Origin of the sequence: Bacillus alkalicellulosilyticus (assembly GCF_002019795.1) — a bacterium.
In the GTDB taxonomy this organism is placed as follows: Bacteria; Bacillota; Bacilli; order Bacillales; family Bacillaceae_F; genus Bacillus_AO; species Bacillus_AO alkalicellulosilyticum.
Genome location: NZ_KV917381.1, coordinates 660,489 through 681,302, shown reverse-complemented (window position 1 = coordinate 681,302; position 20,814 = coordinate 660,489). Strand labels below are relative to the sequence as shown.

The window sequence follows — 20,814 nt, the reverse complement described above, 5'->3', positions numbered from 1 at the left end:
GCATGCCTTTACAACCGATTCACATTTCAACCATCACGGATCAAGATGTTCTGACATACGGTAATGTATCAAACGATATGAATCCACTTCATTTTGACGAAGACGTTGCAAAATCACTTGGTTTTTCTAATCGCATCGTTCACGGAATGCTTTCGATGGGGTTTTGTCTTAAATTGCTTCATCCTTGGCTTAGTGACGGGGCATTTGTAACCAATATGAAAGCGACATTTCACTCCCCTCTCCTCGTTGGAGATTCTTTGACCATTACAGGGGAAAGCGTACATAATGTGATTTATTTTAACGGAGTTAATTCAGTGAATGTAAAAGTGATTTCAGGAGAAATGACCGTTCAGGAAAGGAAATGATAAATGAAGTCTGTTGAAAAGGTTGCGATTGTAACAGGATCTACAAAAGGAATCGGCTATTGTATCGCTAAACAACTTGCCTCTCAAGGTTTAGGTGTCATCGTGAACGGTCGAGATTCCCAACGGGTAAAGCAAGTCACAAGCGAGCTTCAATCTGTAGGCGGTTCAGTTTGGGGTTTAGCGATGCCCGTAGAATTGCAAGAGACGGGGAAAGCGCTCGTTCACTTAGCGTTAGAAAAATTCGGTCAAGTCGATATCCTTATTAACAATGCTGGAATCATCCAAGATGCGATGTCTTATCACATGACAGAAACACAGTTCACTGAAGTCATTGATGTCCATGTGAAAGGTGCGTTTTATTGTACAAAACCATTTATTAATGCGGTAAAAGAACAGAATAGTGGCGGCCATATCATCAACATGACCTCTTTAGCTGGACTTGAAGGAACGATAGGACAAATAAACTACAGTGCTGCTAAATCTGCACTTATTGGCATGACTTGGACACTTGCCAAGGAACTTAAAGTAGATAACATTCAAGTGAATGCCATCTCTCCCGCTGCGTTAACTGATATGACAAGGCCTTATCTTGAAAAAGCCAAACAAAAAGCTGCTGAAAATGACCTTCCCCTCCCATCCTATTGGGATATCGGCTCGCCTGATGATGTAGCGGACTTTGTTTTGAAACTACTCAAGGAAATAAAACTGGAACGAACAGGTGATATTTACGGGGTAAACGGTTCAACGATTGTAAAATGGCAACCCCCTCAAGCTCAACCTTTATCAATAGAAGAATATTGATAGTTCAGCTGAGTTCCTTTTGAGTTTGGTTTATACGATGATTTGCGTACTCGTTTTCCTGCCTTCGCCCCCGTTTCGTGTTCGCAAATCATTTAGCACCAATCAAAACTAAGGGCACTTGAAAAGTTAAACCCTAACTTTATCAAGTGCCCTCATTTATACTTCAAAATAAAGGTGATAATGATTTTGACAGCCTTCATTAAACTGAGCCTTACATTGTGGACAGGAAGATTTGCAAGTCATATATTGCTGAATCGTCAGCTCTGTTCCACACGAACCACAGAGAACTGCTTTTGTGTCTCGTTCCTCTTTTCCCCAACGTACTGGGGGATGATCAGCTACTTCTTCGTGGCAGCTATGACACGGATAATAGGTATCACAGCATTTGAATTTTAGTGCAATAATATCTCGGACTGTATGATAATGTGCACATCTCGTTTCATCATCTACTTCTATTCCTTTTACTTCCATTCGTTTGCTATTCATGATTTTAGGTAAGTCCCCTCGTTCTTTTTACACATATTATATCGCAACTGGTCGATTGGGAAAGAGTGCTTTCCAGACAATATAAGTAACTGCTATAACTGCTAGCAAGTAATAATAAGGATTAGGAATTAGGATAGTGCTTAAAAAATGACCTCCCACAAGTACAGCGATGGGTACCCAAAGTATGATTATTATGATGCCATCACTTTGTTGAGCGAGGTCAAAGGATTTCGAAAACGGCAACTCTGATTTATTAACTAACTTAAAACAGATAGCTGCATACAACCAAGCAGCCACAAATACCGTAAGAAGATGCGGGAGTATTGACCACGAAAAAATCCAAATGAAACCAGCGCTAATTAAACAAAACAGCGGAAGAAATAGCATAGTCAATAACGCTTTTAGCGTGCCAGAATAAATGAAACTACTAGATTCGATTGGCATCGCCTTATAAATCCAAGCTCCTTTGTATTTCCCCGAATATTTAATCATAATCACAACTGCGGGAATAACAAGCATGATAAAATAGATATTTAAATACATCTGACTTGAAGCAATTTCCTCAATCGTACTTCTCTGTAATTCTGTAATGATAAATAAAAAAGGAATGACAAGCGAAAAACCTAGCGATGGATATACTTTAAGTTTAAACTGTCTTTCATTTTTCATCATTAGGGTCGCAAACCGAAAAAAGGCGAGTTCTTGTTTATTTCGACAAGATAAAAATCCCATGAACCTACTGTACACACCTTCTTTTTGTTGTTTCTTACTGCCATGGTCGGAAAGCTTCTGAAGGCTTCGTTCAAACGTCGGCATGAGTTTCACATATATGAAAAACGCAACAAAAGGAACAACGAGTGCAAGGACGGAGAATCCAATCATATACGGACTCCAAACTCCTCCAAGTAGCAATTCAAACAATCCACCATACCATACTGGTGGAACTAAAAATTGCCACCAAGCAGGCTCGAAGACAATGGTGACATTCAAAATTTCAAATGAACGAATCACTAATTGATAACCGACTAACATCCCAACCGATAAGATGATTTGGACGTAATTAATCATATCCTTTAGTTTTTCCCCATCAAAAAACTTTAGAATTGTCATGTAAAATAAAGCGGTAAACACCAATACAAATAAATTTAATAACAATATGACTAAAAAAAACAACAACAATGCTAGAAAACCGAATCGGAAAATGACGACTATCATTGGAATAAACGTGGTTGCCATGCTTAACAGGAAAAGGTAAATACAAATATGTATTGTCTTCGCAGCACTAATCGTCTTTTTCGAAATCGGCTTTGTATAAAGTATCGGCTTGTCACGCATATCTAACAATACAACCGAAAAGTCAGAAATCATTGATGTCATAATAATGAACATAAAAATAGCAAACACAATGCTCATTTGAAAGAGATAATTATCGCCCATAAATAAAAACGGAAGAAGCAACAGTCCAAAAATAGCATACATCCACAATGATTTTAGAAATTGGTTGCCTTCTTTTTTCTTGTCTTTCTTTGGGTTGTTTTGACTAAAAACGGTCGGTACACGTCTTTTGTCCATTGTAAGCTTTGTGTAAAGGATACTCCTCATTATGGGATAATCAACTCCTGCTTTTTCAAACAAGCCACTAAAGCGGTCTAATAGCTGAAGAGAACGAAATGTATTCATCTTATCCCTCGCCTTCTACGATGGAAACAAATTGTTCTGCCATTTTTTGATGACGATCAAACCCAGTAAGTTGATTAAAAATTTCTTCCAATGTCCCTTCTTTGTTTTGTTCCTTTAATTGTTCAAAGCTTCCGTCAGCAACAATATTACCGTCATGAAGAAGAACAATTCGATTACTTATTTTCTCAACGACATCCATAATGTGAGACGAGTAAAAAATTGTTTTTCCTTGGGCCGCTAGTTGAGCTAATATCTCCTTTACTACCATTACACTGTTTGCATCTAACCCACTTAGTGGTTCATCAAGAAATAGAATATCCGGATTGTGCAACATACTCGAGATGAGGAGGACCTTTTGCCTCATCCCTTTAGAATAGGAAACAAGGCGTGAATGATAAACTTCAGCAAGACCAAATAACTCTATTAACCTACTAGCCTTTTGTTCTCCTTGTTTTCGGTCTAGTCCATATAATTCTCCAACAAATGATAAGTATTCAGCGGCTGTTAAATTATCATAGATTTCTGCTGTTTCTGGAACATACCCAATTCGTTTTTTATACTGAATTTGATTGGCGATGTTTTCTCCAAATAGCTTAACCTCTCCTGAATACCCTTCCTGTAAACCAAGAATAATTTTGACCGTTGTGCTCTTACCGGCTCCATTAGGACCAATGTATCCAATGATTTGCCCTTCGAACACCTCTAAGTTAATCGCTTTTAATACCATCTTCTCTTCAAATTTCATCGTTACATCTTTAATTTCTAAGACTCTTTTTCGTTGTTCGATGTGTCCTCTCTCCCTTCTTTTTCTCTTCTTTATAAGGTTAACATAAATTCCCTATTCATAGAGTGCTATCCAGTTTTTTCTTTAAAACTATGACATTATGAGGGCACTGAGTAAGTTAGCTTTTATCTTTTTCAGTGGCTTCTTATATTACATTTTTTTCATATTTGCTTAATATTTGCTTAATTATTTTTATCTATGATTAAGAGGCAAAACAAAAGCAAAACAAAAGTAAAACAAAAATGGTGGAGGTTCTCTATGAAAAAGAGTGAAGTAGGAAAATTAGGTATTGTTGGTTTGTTGTCAGTCATGCTTGTCACAGCTTGTTCGAACAGTGAAGCTTCAACTTCAGTAGATTATAACTCGTTATCACTTGATGAAATCGTAGAAAAAGCAAAAGAAGAAGGCGAAGTGAACTCTGTCGGAATGCCAGATTCTTGGGCAAACTGGAAGGATACATGGGATGATCTTGCAAGTGAATATGGCTTAAAGCATTCTGATACGGATATGTCTAGTGCTGAAGAAATTGCAAAGTTTGAAGCAGAAAAGAACAATGCAACGGCTGACATTGGAGATGTTGGGATTGCCTTTGGTCCTCTTGCTAAAGAAAAAGAACTTACGATTTCTTTTAAAACGTCATATTGGAATGAGATTCCTGAGTGGGCTAAAGACGATGAAGGACACTGGATCGTAGGTTATACAGGAACCATTGCCTTTGTTACTGATAAAAATAGAGTAGCTAACCCTCCAACTTCTTGGGCGGATTTAGCAAACGGTGACTATAAAGTAACAGTTGGAGATGTAACAACTGCGAACCAAGCTCAATTTGCTGTCTTAGCTGCGGCATTTGCTTATGGTGGAGATGAGTCTAATGTTGACCCTGGAATTGAATTTTTTGAAAAACTAGCAAAAGACGGTCGTATTAACACGGGTGACGGTGGTCTTGCTGGCCTTGAAAAAGGAGAAGTAGACGTAACGATTCTATGGGACTTCAATGGTCTAGGTTACAGAGATCAAATTGATAGAGAACGTTTTGACGTAGTCATTCCAGAAGAAGCATCTGTAATGAGTGGATATGCAACAATACTTAACAAATATTCTAAACGTCCTCACGCTGCAATGTTAACAAGAGAATATATTTTATCAGATAAAGGACAAGAAAATTTAGCTCGTGGCTATGCAAAACCTATCCGTGAAAATGTAGAGCTTCCTGCTGATGTTCAAGCGATGCTTTTACCTAATGAAATGTATAAAAATGCTCGTCCAATTCAAAACTTTGACGCTTGGTCAGAAACAACAGCAAAGCTTCCTCAATTATGGCAAGAAAAAGTGTTACTTCATGTCAACTAGTAAACTAGCCTTTATTATGATTGACGGTCTTCGTTATGACACGGCCGTCAGTCATATGGGGTACTTGCATCACCTTGTTGAAAATCAAAAGGCAAGTCGCTTTAAAGTAAAATCAGAGCTTCCTGCGATGTCCAGACCTTTATATGAAGTGTTACTCACAGGAACTCCCCCTTACATAAACGGGGTTACTAACAATCAGGTGGTCCGCCTATCCACCCAAGAAAGTTTGTTTCATCTAACAAAGAAACATAGCTTACGTAATGCTGTAGCTGCCTACTATTGGGTTAGTGAGCTTTACAATCAGGCTCCCTTTTCAATGGTGACAGACCGGATTCAAGAAAATGAAAACCGTCCCATCCAATATGGGATGTTTTATTGGGAAGACCATTATCCTGATAGTCATTTATTTTCAGATGCACACTATTTACTTTCTCAACACAATCCTGACTTTCTCTATGTTCATTCTATGAATGTAGACGATAGTGGGCATAAGTTTACAGCCGATTCAAAAGAATACCGAAATCGTGTAATTGCTGTCGATGTTATTCTCTCAACCGTGGTTCCTAAGTGGATCGAAGCCGGGTATCAGCTGATTATTACCGCAGATCATGGAATGACAGAAGACGGTATGCACGGTGGCAATAGCAAAGCTGATCGAGAAGTGCCCCTATTTGTTATCAGTGATAAAACTGAACCCCTTGTACACGAGCAGGAAATATCCCAATTACAACTTGCTCCACTTGCATGTAAGTTACTAGACATTCCCCCTTCACCAGCCATGCAAGAATTACAATGGAATGTATTTTGTAAATGACTCCTAAAAACCACTTAAAGTGGTTGGACAGAACTAGCTTAGAGGCGGGAACAATCGGTTAAGGGTTAACCTTTTGTCTCTGCCTCCCTATTTATTATTCTACTTTTTGCGATATTGAGGTGTACCTAACTTTGAAAAAAACAAATGTTTTGTTGATATATACGTTATTTCCTTTTTTTACAATTATTTTTTTATTTCTACTCATCCCATTTCTTTATATGTTATTCACAAGTTTTAGGCAAGTTGGCTCAGGCTTTACTTTAGGAAACTATATCGAAATTTTTCAAAATGTTTTCCTCATTCAAGCCTTTCAAAACAGTATATTGATATCTTTCTTTTCTAGTTTAATAGGTTTGGTAATGGCTTTATTTTCTTCTTATGCGATTACTAAATTATTACCTAGTGTCCAAGAAAAGCTACTCATTATCGCTAACCTAACATCCAACTTTGCAGGTGTTCCCCTTGCATTTGCTTTTATCGTTCTGCTGGGAAACAGCGGCCTATTCACTTTATTTTTCCAAGAACTAGGATGGGGTATCTTAGATTCATTTAGTCTCTATTCTTGGTCTGGGCTTGTGCTCATTTATATTTATTTTCAACTTCCCCTTGCCGTTATGTTACTTTATCCTGTTTACCAAGGCATTCAACAACAATGGCAAGAGGCCGCATCACTGTTAGGAGCTTCTACCTTTCAATTTTGGATTAAAATTGGTGTCCCTGTTATTCTACCTAGCATTGTCGGAACCTTTAGTATACTCTTTGCTAACTCCATGGGTGCCTATGCTTCTGCCTATGCCCTAACAGGAAGTAATTATAATCTAGTAACGATTCGAATTGGTGCACTGATTAAGGGAGATGTGTTTGCGAATCCCGAGTTAGCTAGCGCTATTTCGTTACTTCTAGCAGCTACCATGGTGATTGCTTTGCTTATCAATGAGTATGTGATGCGGAAGATACGGAGGGATTTATCGTGAAAAAGATAGTCTCATTCCCAAACACGATGCTCGTTCTTGTTTTTCTTTATTTATTTGTACCATTACTCGGAACAACCATCTATTCTTTCTCGACGACCTGGAATCAAACCGTGTTACCTGAAGGCTTAACCTTTAAATGGTACAGCCAGCTTTTTACGGATACTCGCTTTTTACAGTCGTTTGGTCGGTCCTTGCTTTTGTCATTAGGTTCAACGGTAGTCGCTCTTGTACTTATCGTACCTGCAGTTTTTTCGATTGTTCTTTATTTACCAAAATTAGAACGGCTTGTACAATCGTTACTTATTATGACATACGCCATGCCTGGAATTATATTAGCAGTTGCATTGATTAAAACATATTCCAATAGTGGGATTTCTATGGTACTTATCGTAGGTGCTGCTTATGTCGTGAGTTTATTGCCATATATTTACCAAGCAACTCGAAACAGCTTACGAACGATTCATGCTGCTGATTTGATGGCAGCAGCTGAAATCCTTGGAGCTAGTCGTTTAAAAGCCTTTCTTTATATTATCGTACCGAATATATATCCTGGTTTATTAGTCGCTTCCCTTTTATCATTCTCTATTTTATTTGGGGAATTTGTACTAATCAATATAATTGTAGGCTCACGCTTTGAAACAATCCAAATCTACTTATATTCTCAGCTCAGTAAGAGTGGACATATTGCAAGTGCGATCGTCGTCTTTTATTTTTCTTTGATGACACTAGTTACGGTCCTTCTTGTACGTTATACACGAAAAAAGAAAGCAATAGGGTAAAGGAGGATGTTCATGAGTTACTTATCCATTAAGGGGATTACAAAATCGTTTACTCACCAAAACGTTCTACAAGACATGTCAATCCACATCGAGGAAGGAGAGTTCGTCACGTTACTCGGACCAAGTGGCTGTGGGAAAAGCACAATGCTACGAATCATCGCTGGACTTACCAACCCCGATTCTGGTCATATCTTTATCGATGGCAAAGACGTTACAAACGTCCAACCAAAAAAACGTGAAATCGGTATGGTGTTTCAATCCTATGCCCTTTTCCCAAATATGACTGTCTTTGAAAATATTTCGTTTGGATTAAAAATGAAAAAGGTAAACGCTAAGCAAATTAACGAAAAAGTCAACGAAGTTATTCATCTAGTAGGCTTACATGGTAAGGAAAACAATTACCCGAAAGAGTTATCTGGGGGGCAACAACAACGTGTCGCCTTAGCCCGTTCTTTAGTAACTGAACCGAAAGTATTATTACTTGATGAACCTATGAGTGCACTCGACGCTCAAATCAGAAAATATTTACAACAACAAATTAAGTCCATTCAAAAGAAATTAAATATGACAACGATCTTAGTTACTCACGACCAGGAAGAAGCCATGACTGTTAGTGATAAAATCTATATTTTAAATAATGGAGAAATCACTCAGGTCGGTACTCCTTATGACATTTACACCAAACCACGTAATGAATTTGTTGCTAGATTTATCGGTCATTACAATGTTCTTGACCTATCACAAGTCCAACAACTTACAAATGACCTCACAATTCAAGGGACCCTTTTTGCTGTTCGTCCTGAGGCATTAACTATTGACGAACCTAATGATAGTTATCGCCTTACAGGAATCGTCAAAAACATCTCTTTGCTAGGACATGTGACAAGATATGATTTTGAAAGTCATGGTGTAGTATTAAAGGCTGAACAATTATTACAAACCGATTCAGTACTTGAAAGTGATGAAAAGCGAACACTGTACCTTCGAAAAGAGGATGTGATTTCACTTCAATGACATTACTTCCAGAAGAGCGTTTTTCCTATATCATTCAACAATTACAAACAGTAAACAAAGTTTATGTAATTGAATTAGCAAAGGCATTACGGGTCACACCCGAAACGATTCGTCGTGATTTAGATACACTTGAAAAAGAGAAGAAACTTGTCCGTGTTCATGGTGGTGCTGTCCCCTATCACCTTTTAATTGAAGAACCTCATTTTGAGAGAAAAGAAAATCTACAGCATGATGCAAAAGTGGCGATTGGCAAGACTGCTGCTTCGTTTATTGAAAATGGGGATAAGATTGTCGTTGACGTTGGAACTACTACGATTCATCTAGCCCAGCAGCTACATGGTCTTTCTAACATTACTATTGTAACGAATTCATTGGCGGCCGCTGCAGAGTTCAACGTCGCACTTGAGAAAAAGGAATTTGACGGTGATGTCATTATCCTTGGTGGCGTAACTAACCCAAAACAAAAATCGGTTACAGGTACTTTAACTGCAAATATGTTAAAGAGATTCCGTTTTGACAAGGCTTTCCTATCCTGTGGGGGCGTTACGTTTAAAGAAATTACGGATTACGACATGGAGGAAGCTTCTCTCTCAAAACTCATGCTCGAACAATCTAGTAAAGTTTTTCTATTAGCCGATCAAACTAAGCTAGGTCAACACTCATTTTATTCAATTAGTTCTCTAAGTAAAGTAGATTACATAATAACAGATACAAATAAACCAGCTCATTGGAAGAAAGCTTTAGATTCTAGTGAGGTAACATGGGTTGTGGCAAGTGGAGGAGAAAAAGCATGAAAGTCGATTATCATGTTCATTTAGAAGAGGGACCTTATTCGTTTCGCTGGCTTGAACAAACGAACCAAGCCTTACACTATTATCATTCAAAGAATGTTCACTTTCCTCAATCACAAGAGTGGATGAAACAATCTTTAGACGATCTTCAAGCAAGAATAGCCAATGGTGCCTATCATTCAGATTGGCTAAATTTATACTTGCAAGAGGCGCTTCGTTTAGGTTTAAAAGAAGTAGGCATCGTCGACCACCTCTACCGGTTTAGTGAATCGCGTTATTACTATGAAAAAAATATAAATGTGAGTGAACACAGTCAGATTGGTAGAATTCAAAAAAAATGGCTTCAACAAGTTATGAATCAAAACATCAGAGCTTTTGTCGATTTTATTAACACTGAAAAACAACATTGGAAAAATCATGGAGTTAAATTAAAACTTGGTTTAGAAACAGATTATTTTCCAGGATGTGAAAATGAACTCCAACCACTCATCGATGGGTATGATTGGGACTTTATCATTGGTTCAGTTCATTTTATTCATGGGTGGGGATTTGATAATCCAGCTACGGAGCATCTTTTTTTAGAATATAACCTTGAAATTCTCTACGATGAATTTTTTGACATTGTAGAAAAAGCGATTCGGAGTCGAATGTTTGATTTTATTGCTCATCTCGATAATTTAAAAGTATTCGGTCACCGTCCCCAAGAACTAAAATTGATCCCTTATTATAGGCGGATCGCAAAGGCTTTGGTCGAGACCCATACACCTACTGAGGTCAATGCTGGTTTATTCTATAGATATCCGATAAAAGAAATGTGCCCTAGCCCGACCTTCCTAGAAGTTCTATGTGCAGAAGGAGTTCTTTTTACTCTATCCTCCGATGCTCACTTCCCACAGCATCTTGGGAATTATATTTATGAAAATACGTTATATTTGCAGCGACAGGGACTTACTGACATCGTCACCTTTTCCAAACGAAAACAAATAATAAAACGTGGAGTTTAACCATTTTAGTTAAAAGCGAAACTTTTGAACTATATAGTTATGTTTTATATATAGGACAACACATCTAGACATATTTCTACACCTTCTTAAAAACACTACTTTCTGAGTATATTTAATTTTCTGCATGTTTGTTACGATTATACTGATTGTAATTACTTACCAAGAAAGGAATGATAAAGGTGGAACCAGAATTAAATGAAAAGCCTAAGACGTCTACCGGTTTAGATGAAAATATTGGGGGACTATTAGCGTATGTATTAGGATTTGTATCAGGAATTGTATTTTTACTCATCGAAAAAGAAAACCAATTTATTCGATTCCATGCACTTCAATCCATAATCGTGTTTGGTTCATTGGCTATTGTGAATTTCGTATTAGGTTTCATTCCAATAGTTAGCTTACTATCTGGCATTATTATCCCTCTTATTATTTTTGTACTATGGGTTGTACTCATCTTCAAAGCATATAAAGGAGAAAAGTACAAACTACCTATTGCTGGGGATATTGCTGAACAACAACTTGCCAAGTTAGGTACAAAATAAGCTCACGTTTGTTGAGTAAAAAATAGCGAGGTTGGGACAAAAGGAAATCACCTTTTGTCCCAACCTCGTTTTTTTCCCTTATGTCCTTAACGGAGCTGCAATCAAACCTCTTTTGACGGTGCAATCTTTCATTTTCAACTTTTTATCTAGTTCAATAATGGCAATAAACGGTTCATCGATTTTAGACTGGTAGCGAAGATCAAACCAATGGACCTCATACCCATCATACTTTTCAATGATTTTAGCATGAACATATTTTGAATGCTGAAGGATATAACGTATAAACGTATTTTCCTTTGAGGCTCGAACAATTTCGTTATGGGTTGTTGTTTTCGGTATTTCTTTTGTCCAGCTCACAACACCATTTTCATATTTCCCCAATCTGAAACATTCATGGTCGACATCAATAATCCTCCATGTACCTAGATTCATTGTTGGTAAAAGCGTATGTGAATTTGTCAGATGACGAATTGACGAACCGATTGAGCGGTGTACGAGAATGCGAACTAGGATATACAAAGCAATAAGTCCGTAACATCCTACAAATACATACCGGGGGTCCCCTTGATATATCCACCAACTAATACCGATAATATGCAACACAAATATGAAGGGATCAAAGATAGGCAGAAGGTAAAACGCAATCCACTTTTGTGAAACGGGCCGAAGTGCTTGGGTCCCATAAATATTAAGCATATCAAAAGACACATGTAATATAACTGCTACTAACGTCCAAAAAAAGAAGGTAAAGAAAAAACTGCCTCCATACATACTTGAAGCCAAACCTGCTATCGCACCAGACCAAAAGAAAAGAGCAGGAATTGAATGACTGATTCCTCGATGATTTTTAACATAGGTTTCGTTGCCTTTCATTTTACATACTACATCTGCGTCAGGCGCATTAGAACCTAATATCGTACAACAGATTATTGGCAAAAGAAGCTCAGGGTTATTGGCAATCGTAGGGTCTACATGTGCTAAGCCAGCAAGTCCTATTCCTGTGATGACGTGCGTCGCTGTATCCATCTATGCCCCCTATGCTTTCTTTAACTTCGTCATCGTTTGACTATAGTAATCTTGCAATATATCGGTTACTAGCTTACTTGAGGAGCGAGGTGCCTGTAATTGTTCTAATGTTTCCTGCATTTCTTGCAGTTTCGACTCATTTCTTACGAGCTGTTTCGTAAGCTTTGCTAACTCCTCTGTTTTTTGACTCCAGATCGCCCCACCTACTTTTGAGAAAAACATCGCATTTTCTTTTTCCTGTCCCGGTGTTGCTTTAGGGATTAGGATAGGTGTCTTCATGGCCATCGCTTCTGATAGTATAAGCCCTCCTGGTTTTGTGACAACACAAGTTGCAATAGTTAATAATTCAGCCATTTCTGTGACATATCCTAAAATTTTTATATGTGATAGGCCATTATATTTTATTGTTAAGTCATCAAACAGCTCCTGATTCTTTCCACACACAACTATGATTTGAAGGAGAGGGTCGTTTTTTAATAAATCACAAATTTGGGCCATTTCTTTAGATACACCATATGCCCCTGCAACAATTAGTATTGTTTTTCTATTTTCTACGAGTCCATACTTTTGAACAAGTACCCTTCTCTGATAACTCTCTTCAAATGATTGATGAATGGGAATACCTGTCACTAGTGTCCGGTTTGGTTCTATCCCTCTATCCCACAAATCTTGCTCAATTTGCTTTGTTGCAACATAGTACTTATTAATATTAGGATGTATCCATAAATCATGAATACAGTAATCTGTGATTACATTGTACGTTGGAATTTTTGTATTCGTTTTATGATGATAGTGAGGGACGGCAAAGGAAGGAAATGTGTTAACAATAAGGTCTGGCTGTTCTTCAGCAATGATTTTTTTTAACTTAGAATACCCATAACTCAATAGTTTTAAGTTTTTCCGTTTCGAAATCTCCTTGCTCGTGTAGTAGAACAAACGATAAATGTGTTGACCACCTTTTGTATAGCTTTTTAAATAAGCTCTTCTCGTCCATTCATGAATGCGGGGACTCGTTTCATAAAATAGATCCTTTACTAGCACTCTACTTACTCCCATACTAGTTAGCTCTTGCTCTAGTGAATGGGCGACTTGAAGATGACCATTTCCATAATTACCGGTTAATATTAAGACCTTTGGTAATATCATGAAGTACACACTCCTTGTTAGGTTTCTACGACAATATCATAACAATGGAGTGTTAAGTGGTTATTAAGAAAATGTAATATATAAGAAAAACCGCTAGCGGTCTTTCTTAATAAGACATCTATGAGCATCTAAAATTTTTATACTTTCTTACTTTGTAAGAAAACGGAAAAGTCGTCCTTTTCAGATAAAAAAAAATGACTCGAGTTACGCCTAAACGTCCTCGAGTCATCTGTTAGTAAAAAACTAATTAATTAATCGCTTTTCTTTTTTTCATAATGTACAATACCACTCCAGCTAGTAACAACACTCCACCTAATAATAAGTAATTAAACATGTTTGTTGCTGTGCTTGGTAGTTTTTCGCCATCTTTCTTTTCAGCTTTAACTGCTTCTTTATCAGACTTACGCTCTTCTTTTACATCTTTTTTTGCATCTTTGTCTTTATCTTTATCCTTGTCTTTACCTGTATTTTTGTCGTCACCCTCATCTTCATCTACTGGCGTTGCTGGAACCTCTGGCTCCTCTATTTCCTCAGCAACTGGTCCAAAATGCACGTTATCTACGAACATTCTTCCAGCAAAATCACTGTCAACATCAGCAAAGATAAGAATCATATTACGTAATTGTGTATCAGATGAAATTCCCATATTAGTTACATCAATTTCAACTTCAAAATGGTATAAACCATCATCAGTTACAGTTGCAGAATCGAGATTCTCCAACTCTATCTCAAACGTATCTGATGACTGTGCCCAATAGCCTGCTGTTGGCGGTTGGAATACTAAATTAATATCAATCGCACCTTCAGTTGCACGGATTGTATCAATGTACAAATCAAAAGCTACATATTCACTATCACCAAAACTAAGGTCTTCTTCATTCCAATATTCTAATCGTGGAGCAGTAGCCCAATTATCAGATGGTTTAACTTCTGGATATGCGTATTCCCAAGATAACGCATTAGAACCATTTGCTTCTTCAATAGTTAAAGCAGTTTGAACACCAGATTCTCCGTTCCATCTCCATCCTTGACGAGTTCCATCTTCAAAGTCAGAAGGAAATTGCGCTTCACCAATCGGATCATGAATAACCTCTGCTTCAATAATATTACCTGAAATTGTAATGTTATCTATTGAAATTACATCAGCATCTTCTGTTCCAATGAACAAGATAATATTATTCATAATATTACTTTCTGCAGTAGAACTAGCGATTGTTTCAAAAGATGGAGCGTCTTCTGGAGTAATTGTTAAGACAGCTTTGTATGAACCATCTCCTTGCTCCACAAAGTCACTTTCAGTAACTTGAATTGCACGTTCAGGGTTAGCCCATCCAGCTGCAGGTCCTTGTGGAATAGCTGCAATTGAAACCGTTGTCGGTTGTTCTACAATCACATCAAAAGTTAACTCATTCGCACCTAAAATATTGATTTCATCATCCCAATCATCTGCTGATAGACGGACATTTGCCCAGTAGTTCCCATCAGAAACGTCGTTACTTGAATTTAACCCTGAGATTTGCAACGCATTATTCTCATTTGCAACAGTAACATCTTGAATGTCACTATCAGGATTCACACCAAATCCTTGTGTAGTTCCATCATTAAAGTCCCAAATGACTTCAGAATATCTTGAGCGATTAATTGGCTCATAAGGAATTCCTTTGATACGTGCACGTACATATTCCCCTGAAAGACTTAACTCTTCCGCTTCCCAAACTTGATCTGGACCTGGGTCTAAGTCAGTTGCATTTGATTGATTTAATACAAATGGAGTGAATGCTCCTGATACTTCATTTTTATTTGTTAATGACCAGTTTGCCCAACTGATATTATTTCCATTTAAGAAATCAAGCCACACATCCGCTTCGTCAAAGAATGGACCACCGTCACCATCTGCTTGGCTTGTTCCCCATTCTGTTGCAAAGACTGCTACACCATTTTCTAGTGCATAACGAGCGTTGCTCATGACATTACTTCTTTCAGCACTCGGTGTTCCCTCTTCATAGCTTCCACCTGCTGCATGTGAGCCTGTATAAAAATGAACAGAATACATAATATTCTCTGCATCAATTGGATCATCTGCCGCTAAGTCTGGACGTTGACTCCAGTTTGGACTTCCTACAAGAATAATGTTATCGCCATGTTCACGAAGCATTTCTGTAATTGGTTCGGCATATTCTTTTACTGCTTGCCACCCAGCTTCATCATTTGTTATTCCTGGGCCACCACTACTATTTGAACTTGGCTCATTTGCTAGCTCCCAAATAATATAGTGATTTTTTGGATGATCCTTATAATGTAACGCTAACTCTTCGAAGAAATCATAAGCTCCTTCATAAACATCTGCTCTTGGGTCTCCAGGAGCATGGACATGCCAGTCAACAATGACGTACATATCGTTTTCAAATGCTAATTCAATTCCCTCGTACACTAAGTCTTTGACACCTGGATTTGTTGCATACCCACTTTCACCTACATACATAGCTAAGCGAATCATATTTGAATCCCAATCATTAGCTAGCGCAGCGAATGCGTTTTCATTTACGATTTCGCCAAACCATTGTAGACCATGAGTGCTCATACCACGTAATTGAATTTTTGCACCACTTTGGTCAACTAAAGTCATTTGTCCATCTACTTCTGCAACACTTAACGCTCCACCAACAGATGGCTTTTTCACATTGTCATTTCCTAATAAATGATCAAAATCAGATTCTACAGCTCCTACGTTTGCTGGGAACAGTGACACTAATAGTGTAAAAACCATTAAGATAGCTAGAATTTGTTTTTTCATTTTCTTTTTCACGCTTCCATTTCCCCCTTTTTTTACACTGATTAAATCTGAATACGTGTCTGCATTATGCATTTTTACTCATCGAAAAGCCTATGTACTACTAAATCATTTTCTTTTGTTAAATAAGAAAACAAATGTAATGTAAACGTTTTCTCATCATACAAAAAAAAGTACAGGTGAAAAAAGGCTTACTTAGTAAAAACACTAATGTTCGCACACGTATGTTTTTGACACAACTTGTGTCTTACGGCCCTCCTCCCTATAAAATATTCGGTAAAAACACTAGATACATAGTTAGAAGAATAGTTTCCGAAACATTTAGGTTGCAACTCGGTTTCTCTTCTATATAAATACTTTATGCATTACCGATTACCTATTTTATTATATCATTGTTAGAATATTTTGCTAGCGTTTCGCTAGGATTTATCGAATAATACAGAAAAAACTCATTATTTTAACGAAACCGCATTCGTTAGTTTTAGATTAAAAACAAAATTACCACTTAGCTACTTCCTATATTATATAAAAAGAGTGACCCTACCTTGTAACAAGGAGGAGCCACTCTTCGTCAACTATTAAATGTTTACTCTTTTTCTAACGACTAAGCTGATACCAGCAATTAATAGTAAGCTACCGATTAACATATAGTTATACATATTAGTTGATGTGTTTGGTAACTTCTTATCTTTTTTGTCTCTCTTATCTTCTTTTTCCTTCTTATCTTTTTTATCTTTTCCAGGAGCAGGAGTTTCTCCATCGGAAGGCTCTTCACCATCCACTGGGTCTACTGGGTCTACTGGGTCAACAGGATCTACCGGATCTACTGGGTCAACAGGGTCCACCGGGTCCACCGGGTCCACCGGGTCCACTGGGTCCACTGGGTCCACTGGGTCAACAGGATCTACTGGGTCTACTGAATCTTCTTCAGCAACTTCAAAAGTTCCATAGATACTAAAGTGATTTACATCAAATGAAACTTCTCCATCAGACTTAGTTACAGCAGTGATTTCCTGAGCTGTTTCACCAATATAGTATACTTTTAAATTATCAATATTTGTTACATTGCTAGTCGAGAAAGATAATGTTACTGGTGAATCGAACTCAGTAATTTCTTCCCCTGTGTCTGTAGTGATTTCAAAATCATAAACACTTCTAGCTACTGTTCCTTCTGGTGCAGATACTGAACCAGAAATGTCATCTCCGAAGTTAAATGTAATTGATTCAACTACTGGTGTAGCTTCTTCATTACTTTCCTCTTCTATAACTTCAGTAGTAGGTCCAACCACTTCTTCTACTGCTTCTTCTTCAGTTGTTTCTTCATTTTCAACAACCTCAGTTACAGCTTCTTCTAGTACTTCCTCTACATTAATTTCAACAACTGGTTGTGCTAAAGGTTCGTATACCGGCTCAATGATTGGCTCGTGTACTGGCTCGACAACTTTACTTAAAAGAACAGATACCGGAACTAATGCTTTTGCCTTTGAGTTATTAAACTCAATTTTAGCTCCTGCAGGTAATTGTTGTAGTACATCTACACTAATTGTTACCGCCTTAGCAGCTTTTTCTAGACCATAAACGTTGTTATTCGCAATTAATTGACCAGGACTAGTAACCTCAATTGATTCCTCAACTGGTACTTCAGGATCTACTGGATCTACCGGGTCTACAGGATCTACAGGATCTACTGGGTCTACAGGATCAACAGGTTCTACTGGATCTACTGGGTCAGTTACAACTGGTCCATCATTAGTAAATCTTACATTATCAACGTATACTCTTCCTGCAAAGTCACTTTCAACATCTGCAAAGACTAGTAAAATATTTCTTAAGAATGTATCATCTTGTAAATTTTCAACCGTACTTACATCCATTTTAACTTCAAAATGATATAGTCCATCTGCCGTTCTTTGTGCTGAATCTAATGAATCCAACTCCATTTGGAACGTTCCCGGTACTTGTGCCCAGAATCCTAATGCAGGTGGTTGGAATGCTAAGTTAACTGAAATTGCTCCCTCAGTAGCACGTACTGGGTCAATATAAAAATCAAATGCAAAGTATTTGTTATCTCCGCGAACTAACCCTTCTTTCCAAAGAGCTAAACGTGGCGCTGAAGCCCAACCATCAGATGGTTTTACTTCTGGATAAGCATACTCCCATGTTAATGCGTTTGAACCATTTGCTTCACCTATTGTAAGTGAAGTCTTAACTCCAGATCCACCGTCCCAATCCCAACCTTGACGTGTTCCGTCTTCAAAGTCAGATGGAAGCTTGGCATCGCCTTTTTCAGCATGCTCAACAGGCGGTCCTTCTGGGATTACGCGGTTTCCATTGAATGTAATGTTATCAAGTAAAACTTCATCAGTACCAGTTGTACCAACAAATAGTATTAGGTTACTTAAATCGTTGGAAACAGTGCTTTCAGCGATTTGTTTCAATGTTGGAGAATGTTCATAAGTAATTGTTAAAACCGCTTTGTAAGAACCGTCAGTTTGTAGTACAAAATCTTCAGGTTGTACAGTCGAATTAGTAGGATTTACCCACCAAATTTCTGCACCTGCACTTTGTGGAATTGCCGCAATAGCAACGGTAGCTGGTGCCGAAGAAAATACATCAATTGTAATCGTTTCAGCTCCTAAAATGTCCACCCCTGGATTCCAGCCGTCAGAAGAAATTCGTGCATTTCCCCAAATGTTGTCGCCTGTAACACCATTACTAGCATTTAATCCAGTAAGTTTTAACGCTTTTTCTTGATTTGTTACTGTTAATCCAGTAACTGGGTTATCAATGTTCTTACCAAACCCTTGTGTAGTATCATCATTGAAGTCCCACACTACAACTGAGTAGTCTTCTCTTGTACGGTCAATTGGCTCATAAGGGATACCTTTAATACGCGCTCTTATATATTCACCAGAAAGACTTAATTCTTTTGGTGCCCACTTTTGGTCTGGACCAGGATCAAGACTAGTTGCTTCTGATTTACCTAACTCAAATGGTGTAAATGAACCAGAAGTTTCGTTTTTATTAGTTAATGACCAGTTAGCCCAACTAATGTTATTACCGTTTAAAAATTCTAACCAAACATTAGCTTCATATAAGAAAGGACCATTGTCACCACTAGCTTCACTTACTCCCCACTCAGTAGCAAATACGGCTACTCCATTTTCAAGAGCGTATCTAGCATTAGCCATTACATTTCCTCTTTCATTCGAAGGAGTACCTTCTGGGAAACTTGTTGCAGATGGTAAATGTGTACCTGTGTAAAAGTGAACTGTATACATAACGTTAGTAGCATCAATAGGATTGTCTGCTGCTAAGTCAGGACGTTGGCTCCAGTTCGGGTTACCAACGATGATAATGTTATCACCTTTAGTACGAAGCATTTCTACAATTGGCTCAGCATATTCTTTAACGGCTTCCCAACCTGCTTCGTTGTTTGTGATACCAGGGCCACCACTACTATTCGGACTTGGCTCATTTGCTAATTCCCAAAGAATATAATGGAATTTAGGGTGATCTTTATATGCATCCGCAATTTCTTCGAAGAAATCATATGCTCCTGCATAAATTGGTGCTCTTGGGTCTCCAGGAGCATGAACATGCCAGTCTACAATAACATACATGTCATGTTCAAATGCATATTCGATACCTTGATAAACTAAATTCTTTACCTCAGGTCGAGTTGCATATCCATTTTCACCAACATACATTGCTAGACGAATCATGTTTGAACCCCAGTCGTTTGCTAACGCTGCGAATGCGTTTTCATTTACAATTTCTCCAAACCACTGTAATCCATGAGTACTCATACCACGAAGTTGAATTTTCTCTCCGTTTTGGTCTGTTAATGTCATTTGCCCATCGATTTCTCGTAAATCTAATTTTCCACCAATTGATGGTTTTTTAACGCTTTCATTTCCAAGTAAGTAATTAAATCCCTCTTCACTTCCGATAGGTCTATTTGTTTCATCAGCAAATGCTGCTGGTGGGAACAAAGAAACCAGTAGAGTTAGAATCATCATAATAGCAATAAAACGTTTGTATTTTCTCTTTATCACTAGTGTTTCCTCCCTACAACAACTACTAGTAGTGTTGTATTTGTATTTTTTCTTTCCGTTTTTGTACCACTTACATTCGGTAATACCGTTGTGTTAGGGGACATGAATGAGAATGAGATTGATATTTTACTAATTTCATAACAATAGGATTTTTAACGAAAGCGTTTTCTTCCCTTTCACCAAAAAGCTAACATTAGCCTTTCGTAGTAAGCACTCTTTCGTTCTGCCTCCCCCCTTTATATGTAGTAAAGACCCAACACCATAGATTAGTTTCGAAAACTATTCTCTGTTATCCAATTAAGCGCTTTCATTGTTGTTTTAGTAGGATATTCCTATGAATGAAGAATCTTCTTTGTAAGACATATTATATCATCATTCCCCATAAATACTAGAGTATTATTTATAAATT

17 protein-coding genes are annotated in these 20,814 nt (G+C 37.7%); 10 read left to right on the top strand and 7 right to left on the bottom strand.

The features are described from left to right. Positions 1-2: 2 nt before the first annotated feature. Positions 3-365, top strand: a complete 363-nt coding sequence (locus BK585_RS03345; RefSeq protein WP_245805897.1) for a MaoC family dehydratase — start codon at positions 3-5, stop codon at positions 363-365. Between the two features lie 3 nt (positions 366-368). Further along, positions 369-1,166: an SDR family NAD(P)-dependent oxidoreductase gene (locus tag BK585_RS03340; RefSeq protein ID WP_078551825.1), complete on the top strand. Its 798-nt coding sequence runs from the start codon at positions 369-371 to the stop codon at positions 1,164-1,166. A 156-nt stretch (positions 1,167-1,322) separates the two neighbouring features. Here BK585_RS03340 and BK585_RS03335 read toward each other — a convergent pair whose 3' ends face one another. Genes BK585_RS03335 through BK585_RS03325 form a run of 3 tightly spaced genes read right to left on the bottom strand, consistent with a single transcriptional unit; the run spans position 1,323 to position 4,077 of the window. Beyond that, the gene (locus BK585_RS03335) at positions 1,323-1,652 is read right to left on the bottom strand and encodes a CHY zinc finger protein (RefSeq protein ID WP_078551823.1); all 330 of its coding nucleotides are present in this window, start codon (positions 1,650-1,652) and stop codon (positions 1,323-1,325) included. Between the two features lie 36 nt (positions 1,653-1,688). After that, positions 1,689-3,332, bottom strand: coding sequence for a hypothetical protein (locus BK585_RS03330; RefSeq protein ID WP_078551821.1), 1,644 nt, complete (start codon positions 3,330-3,332; stop codon positions 1,689-1,691). Position 3,333: 1 nt separating this feature from the next. Further along, entirely contained in the window at positions 3,334-4,077 is a 744-nt protein-coding gene (locus BK585_RS03325; RefSeq protein ID WP_078551819.1) for an ABC transporter ATP-binding protein, read from the bottom strand. Between the two features lie 297 nt (positions 4,078-4,374). Between BK585_RS03325 and BK585_RS03320 the strand changes: the two genes are divergently transcribed. From BK585_RS03320 to BK585_RS03285, 8 genes are all read left to right on the top strand, one after another. Next, entirely contained in the window at positions 4,375-5,466 is a 1,092-nt protein-coding gene (locus BK585_RS03320; protein WP_078551817.1) for an ABC transporter substrate-binding protein, read from the top strand. Further along, the gene (locus tag BK585_RS03315) at positions 5,456-6,280 is read left to right on the top strand and encodes an alkaline phosphatase family protein (RefSeq protein WP_078551815.1); all 825 of its coding nucleotides are present in this window, start codon (positions 5,456-5,458) and stop codon (positions 6,278-6,280) included. The genes BK585_RS03320 and BK585_RS03315 overlap by 11 nt, the downstream gene beginning before the upstream one ends. Positions 6,281-6,411: 131 nt before the next feature. Beyond that, entirely contained in the window at positions 6,412-7,254 is an 843-nt protein-coding gene (locus tag BK585_RS03310) for an ABC transporter permease (protein WP_419095502.1), read from the top strand. Positions 7,255-7,280: 26 nt separating this feature from the next. Continuing rightward, on the top strand, positions 7,281-8,033 hold the full coding sequence (locus BK585_RS03305) for an ABC transporter permease (protein ID WP_078556593.1): 753 nt from the start codon (positions 7,281-7,283) through the stop codon (positions 8,031-8,033). Positions 8,034-8,045: 12 nt separating this feature from the next. Continuing rightward, the gene (locus BK585_RS03300) at positions 8,046-9,047 is read left to right on the top strand and encodes an ABC transporter ATP-binding protein (RefSeq protein WP_078551813.1); all 1,002 of its coding nucleotides are present in this window, start codon (positions 8,046-8,048) and stop codon (positions 9,045-9,047) included. Beyond that, complete coding sequence (locus tag BK585_RS03295) at positions 9,044-9,841, top strand: DeoR/GlpR family DNA-binding transcription regulator (RefSeq protein WP_078551811.1); 798 nt, start codon at positions 9,044-9,046, stop codon at positions 9,839-9,841. The genes BK585_RS03300 and BK585_RS03295 overlap by 4 nt, the downstream gene beginning before the upstream one ends. Then, positions 9,838-10,842, top strand: coding sequence for a histidinol phosphate phosphatase domain-containing protein (locus BK585_RS03290; RefSeq protein ID WP_078551809.1), 1,005 nt, complete (start codon positions 9,838-9,840; stop codon positions 10,840-10,842). The genes BK585_RS03295 and BK585_RS03290 overlap by 4 nt, the downstream gene beginning before the upstream one ends. Before the next feature lie 179 nt (positions 10,843-11,021). Continuing rightward, a complete protein-coding gene (locus BK585_RS03285) occupies positions 11,022-11,384 on the top strand; it encodes a DUF4870 domain-containing protein (protein ID WP_419095501.1) in 363 nt (120 codons plus the stop codon). Positions 11,385-11,462: 78 nt separating this feature from the next. On the opposite strand, the gene BK585_RS03280 is transcribed toward BK585_RS03285, so the two are convergent. From BK585_RS03280 to BK585_RS24290, 4 genes are all read right to left on the bottom strand, one after another. Next, positions 11,463-12,410, bottom strand: coding sequence for a metal-dependent hydrolase (locus BK585_RS03280; protein ID WP_078551805.1), 948 nt, complete (start codon positions 12,408-12,410; stop codon positions 11,463-11,465). 9 nt (positions 12,411-12,419) lie between these two features. Next, the gene (locus BK585_RS03275; RefSeq protein ID WP_078551803.1) at positions 12,420-13,556 is read right to left on the bottom strand and encodes an MGDG synthase family glycosyltransferase; all 1,137 of its coding nucleotides are present in this window, start codon (positions 13,554-13,556) and stop codon (positions 12,420-12,422) included. A 247-nt stretch (positions 13,557-13,803) separates the two neighbouring features. After that, positions 13,804-16,362 (bottom strand): carbohydrate-binding domain-containing protein, encoded by a 2,559-nt coding sequence (locus tag BK585_RS03270; protein ID WP_212567923.1) that lies wholly within the window; start codon positions 16,360-16,362, stop codon positions 13,804-13,806. A gap of 563 nt (positions 16,363-16,925) precedes the next feature. Then, positions 16,926-20,405, bottom strand: a complete 3,480-nt coding sequence (locus tag BK585_RS24290) for a carbohydrate-binding domain-containing protein (protein WP_212567922.1) — start codon at positions 20,403-20,405, stop codon at positions 16,926-16,928. Positions 20,406-20,814 lie beyond the last annotated feature (409 nt).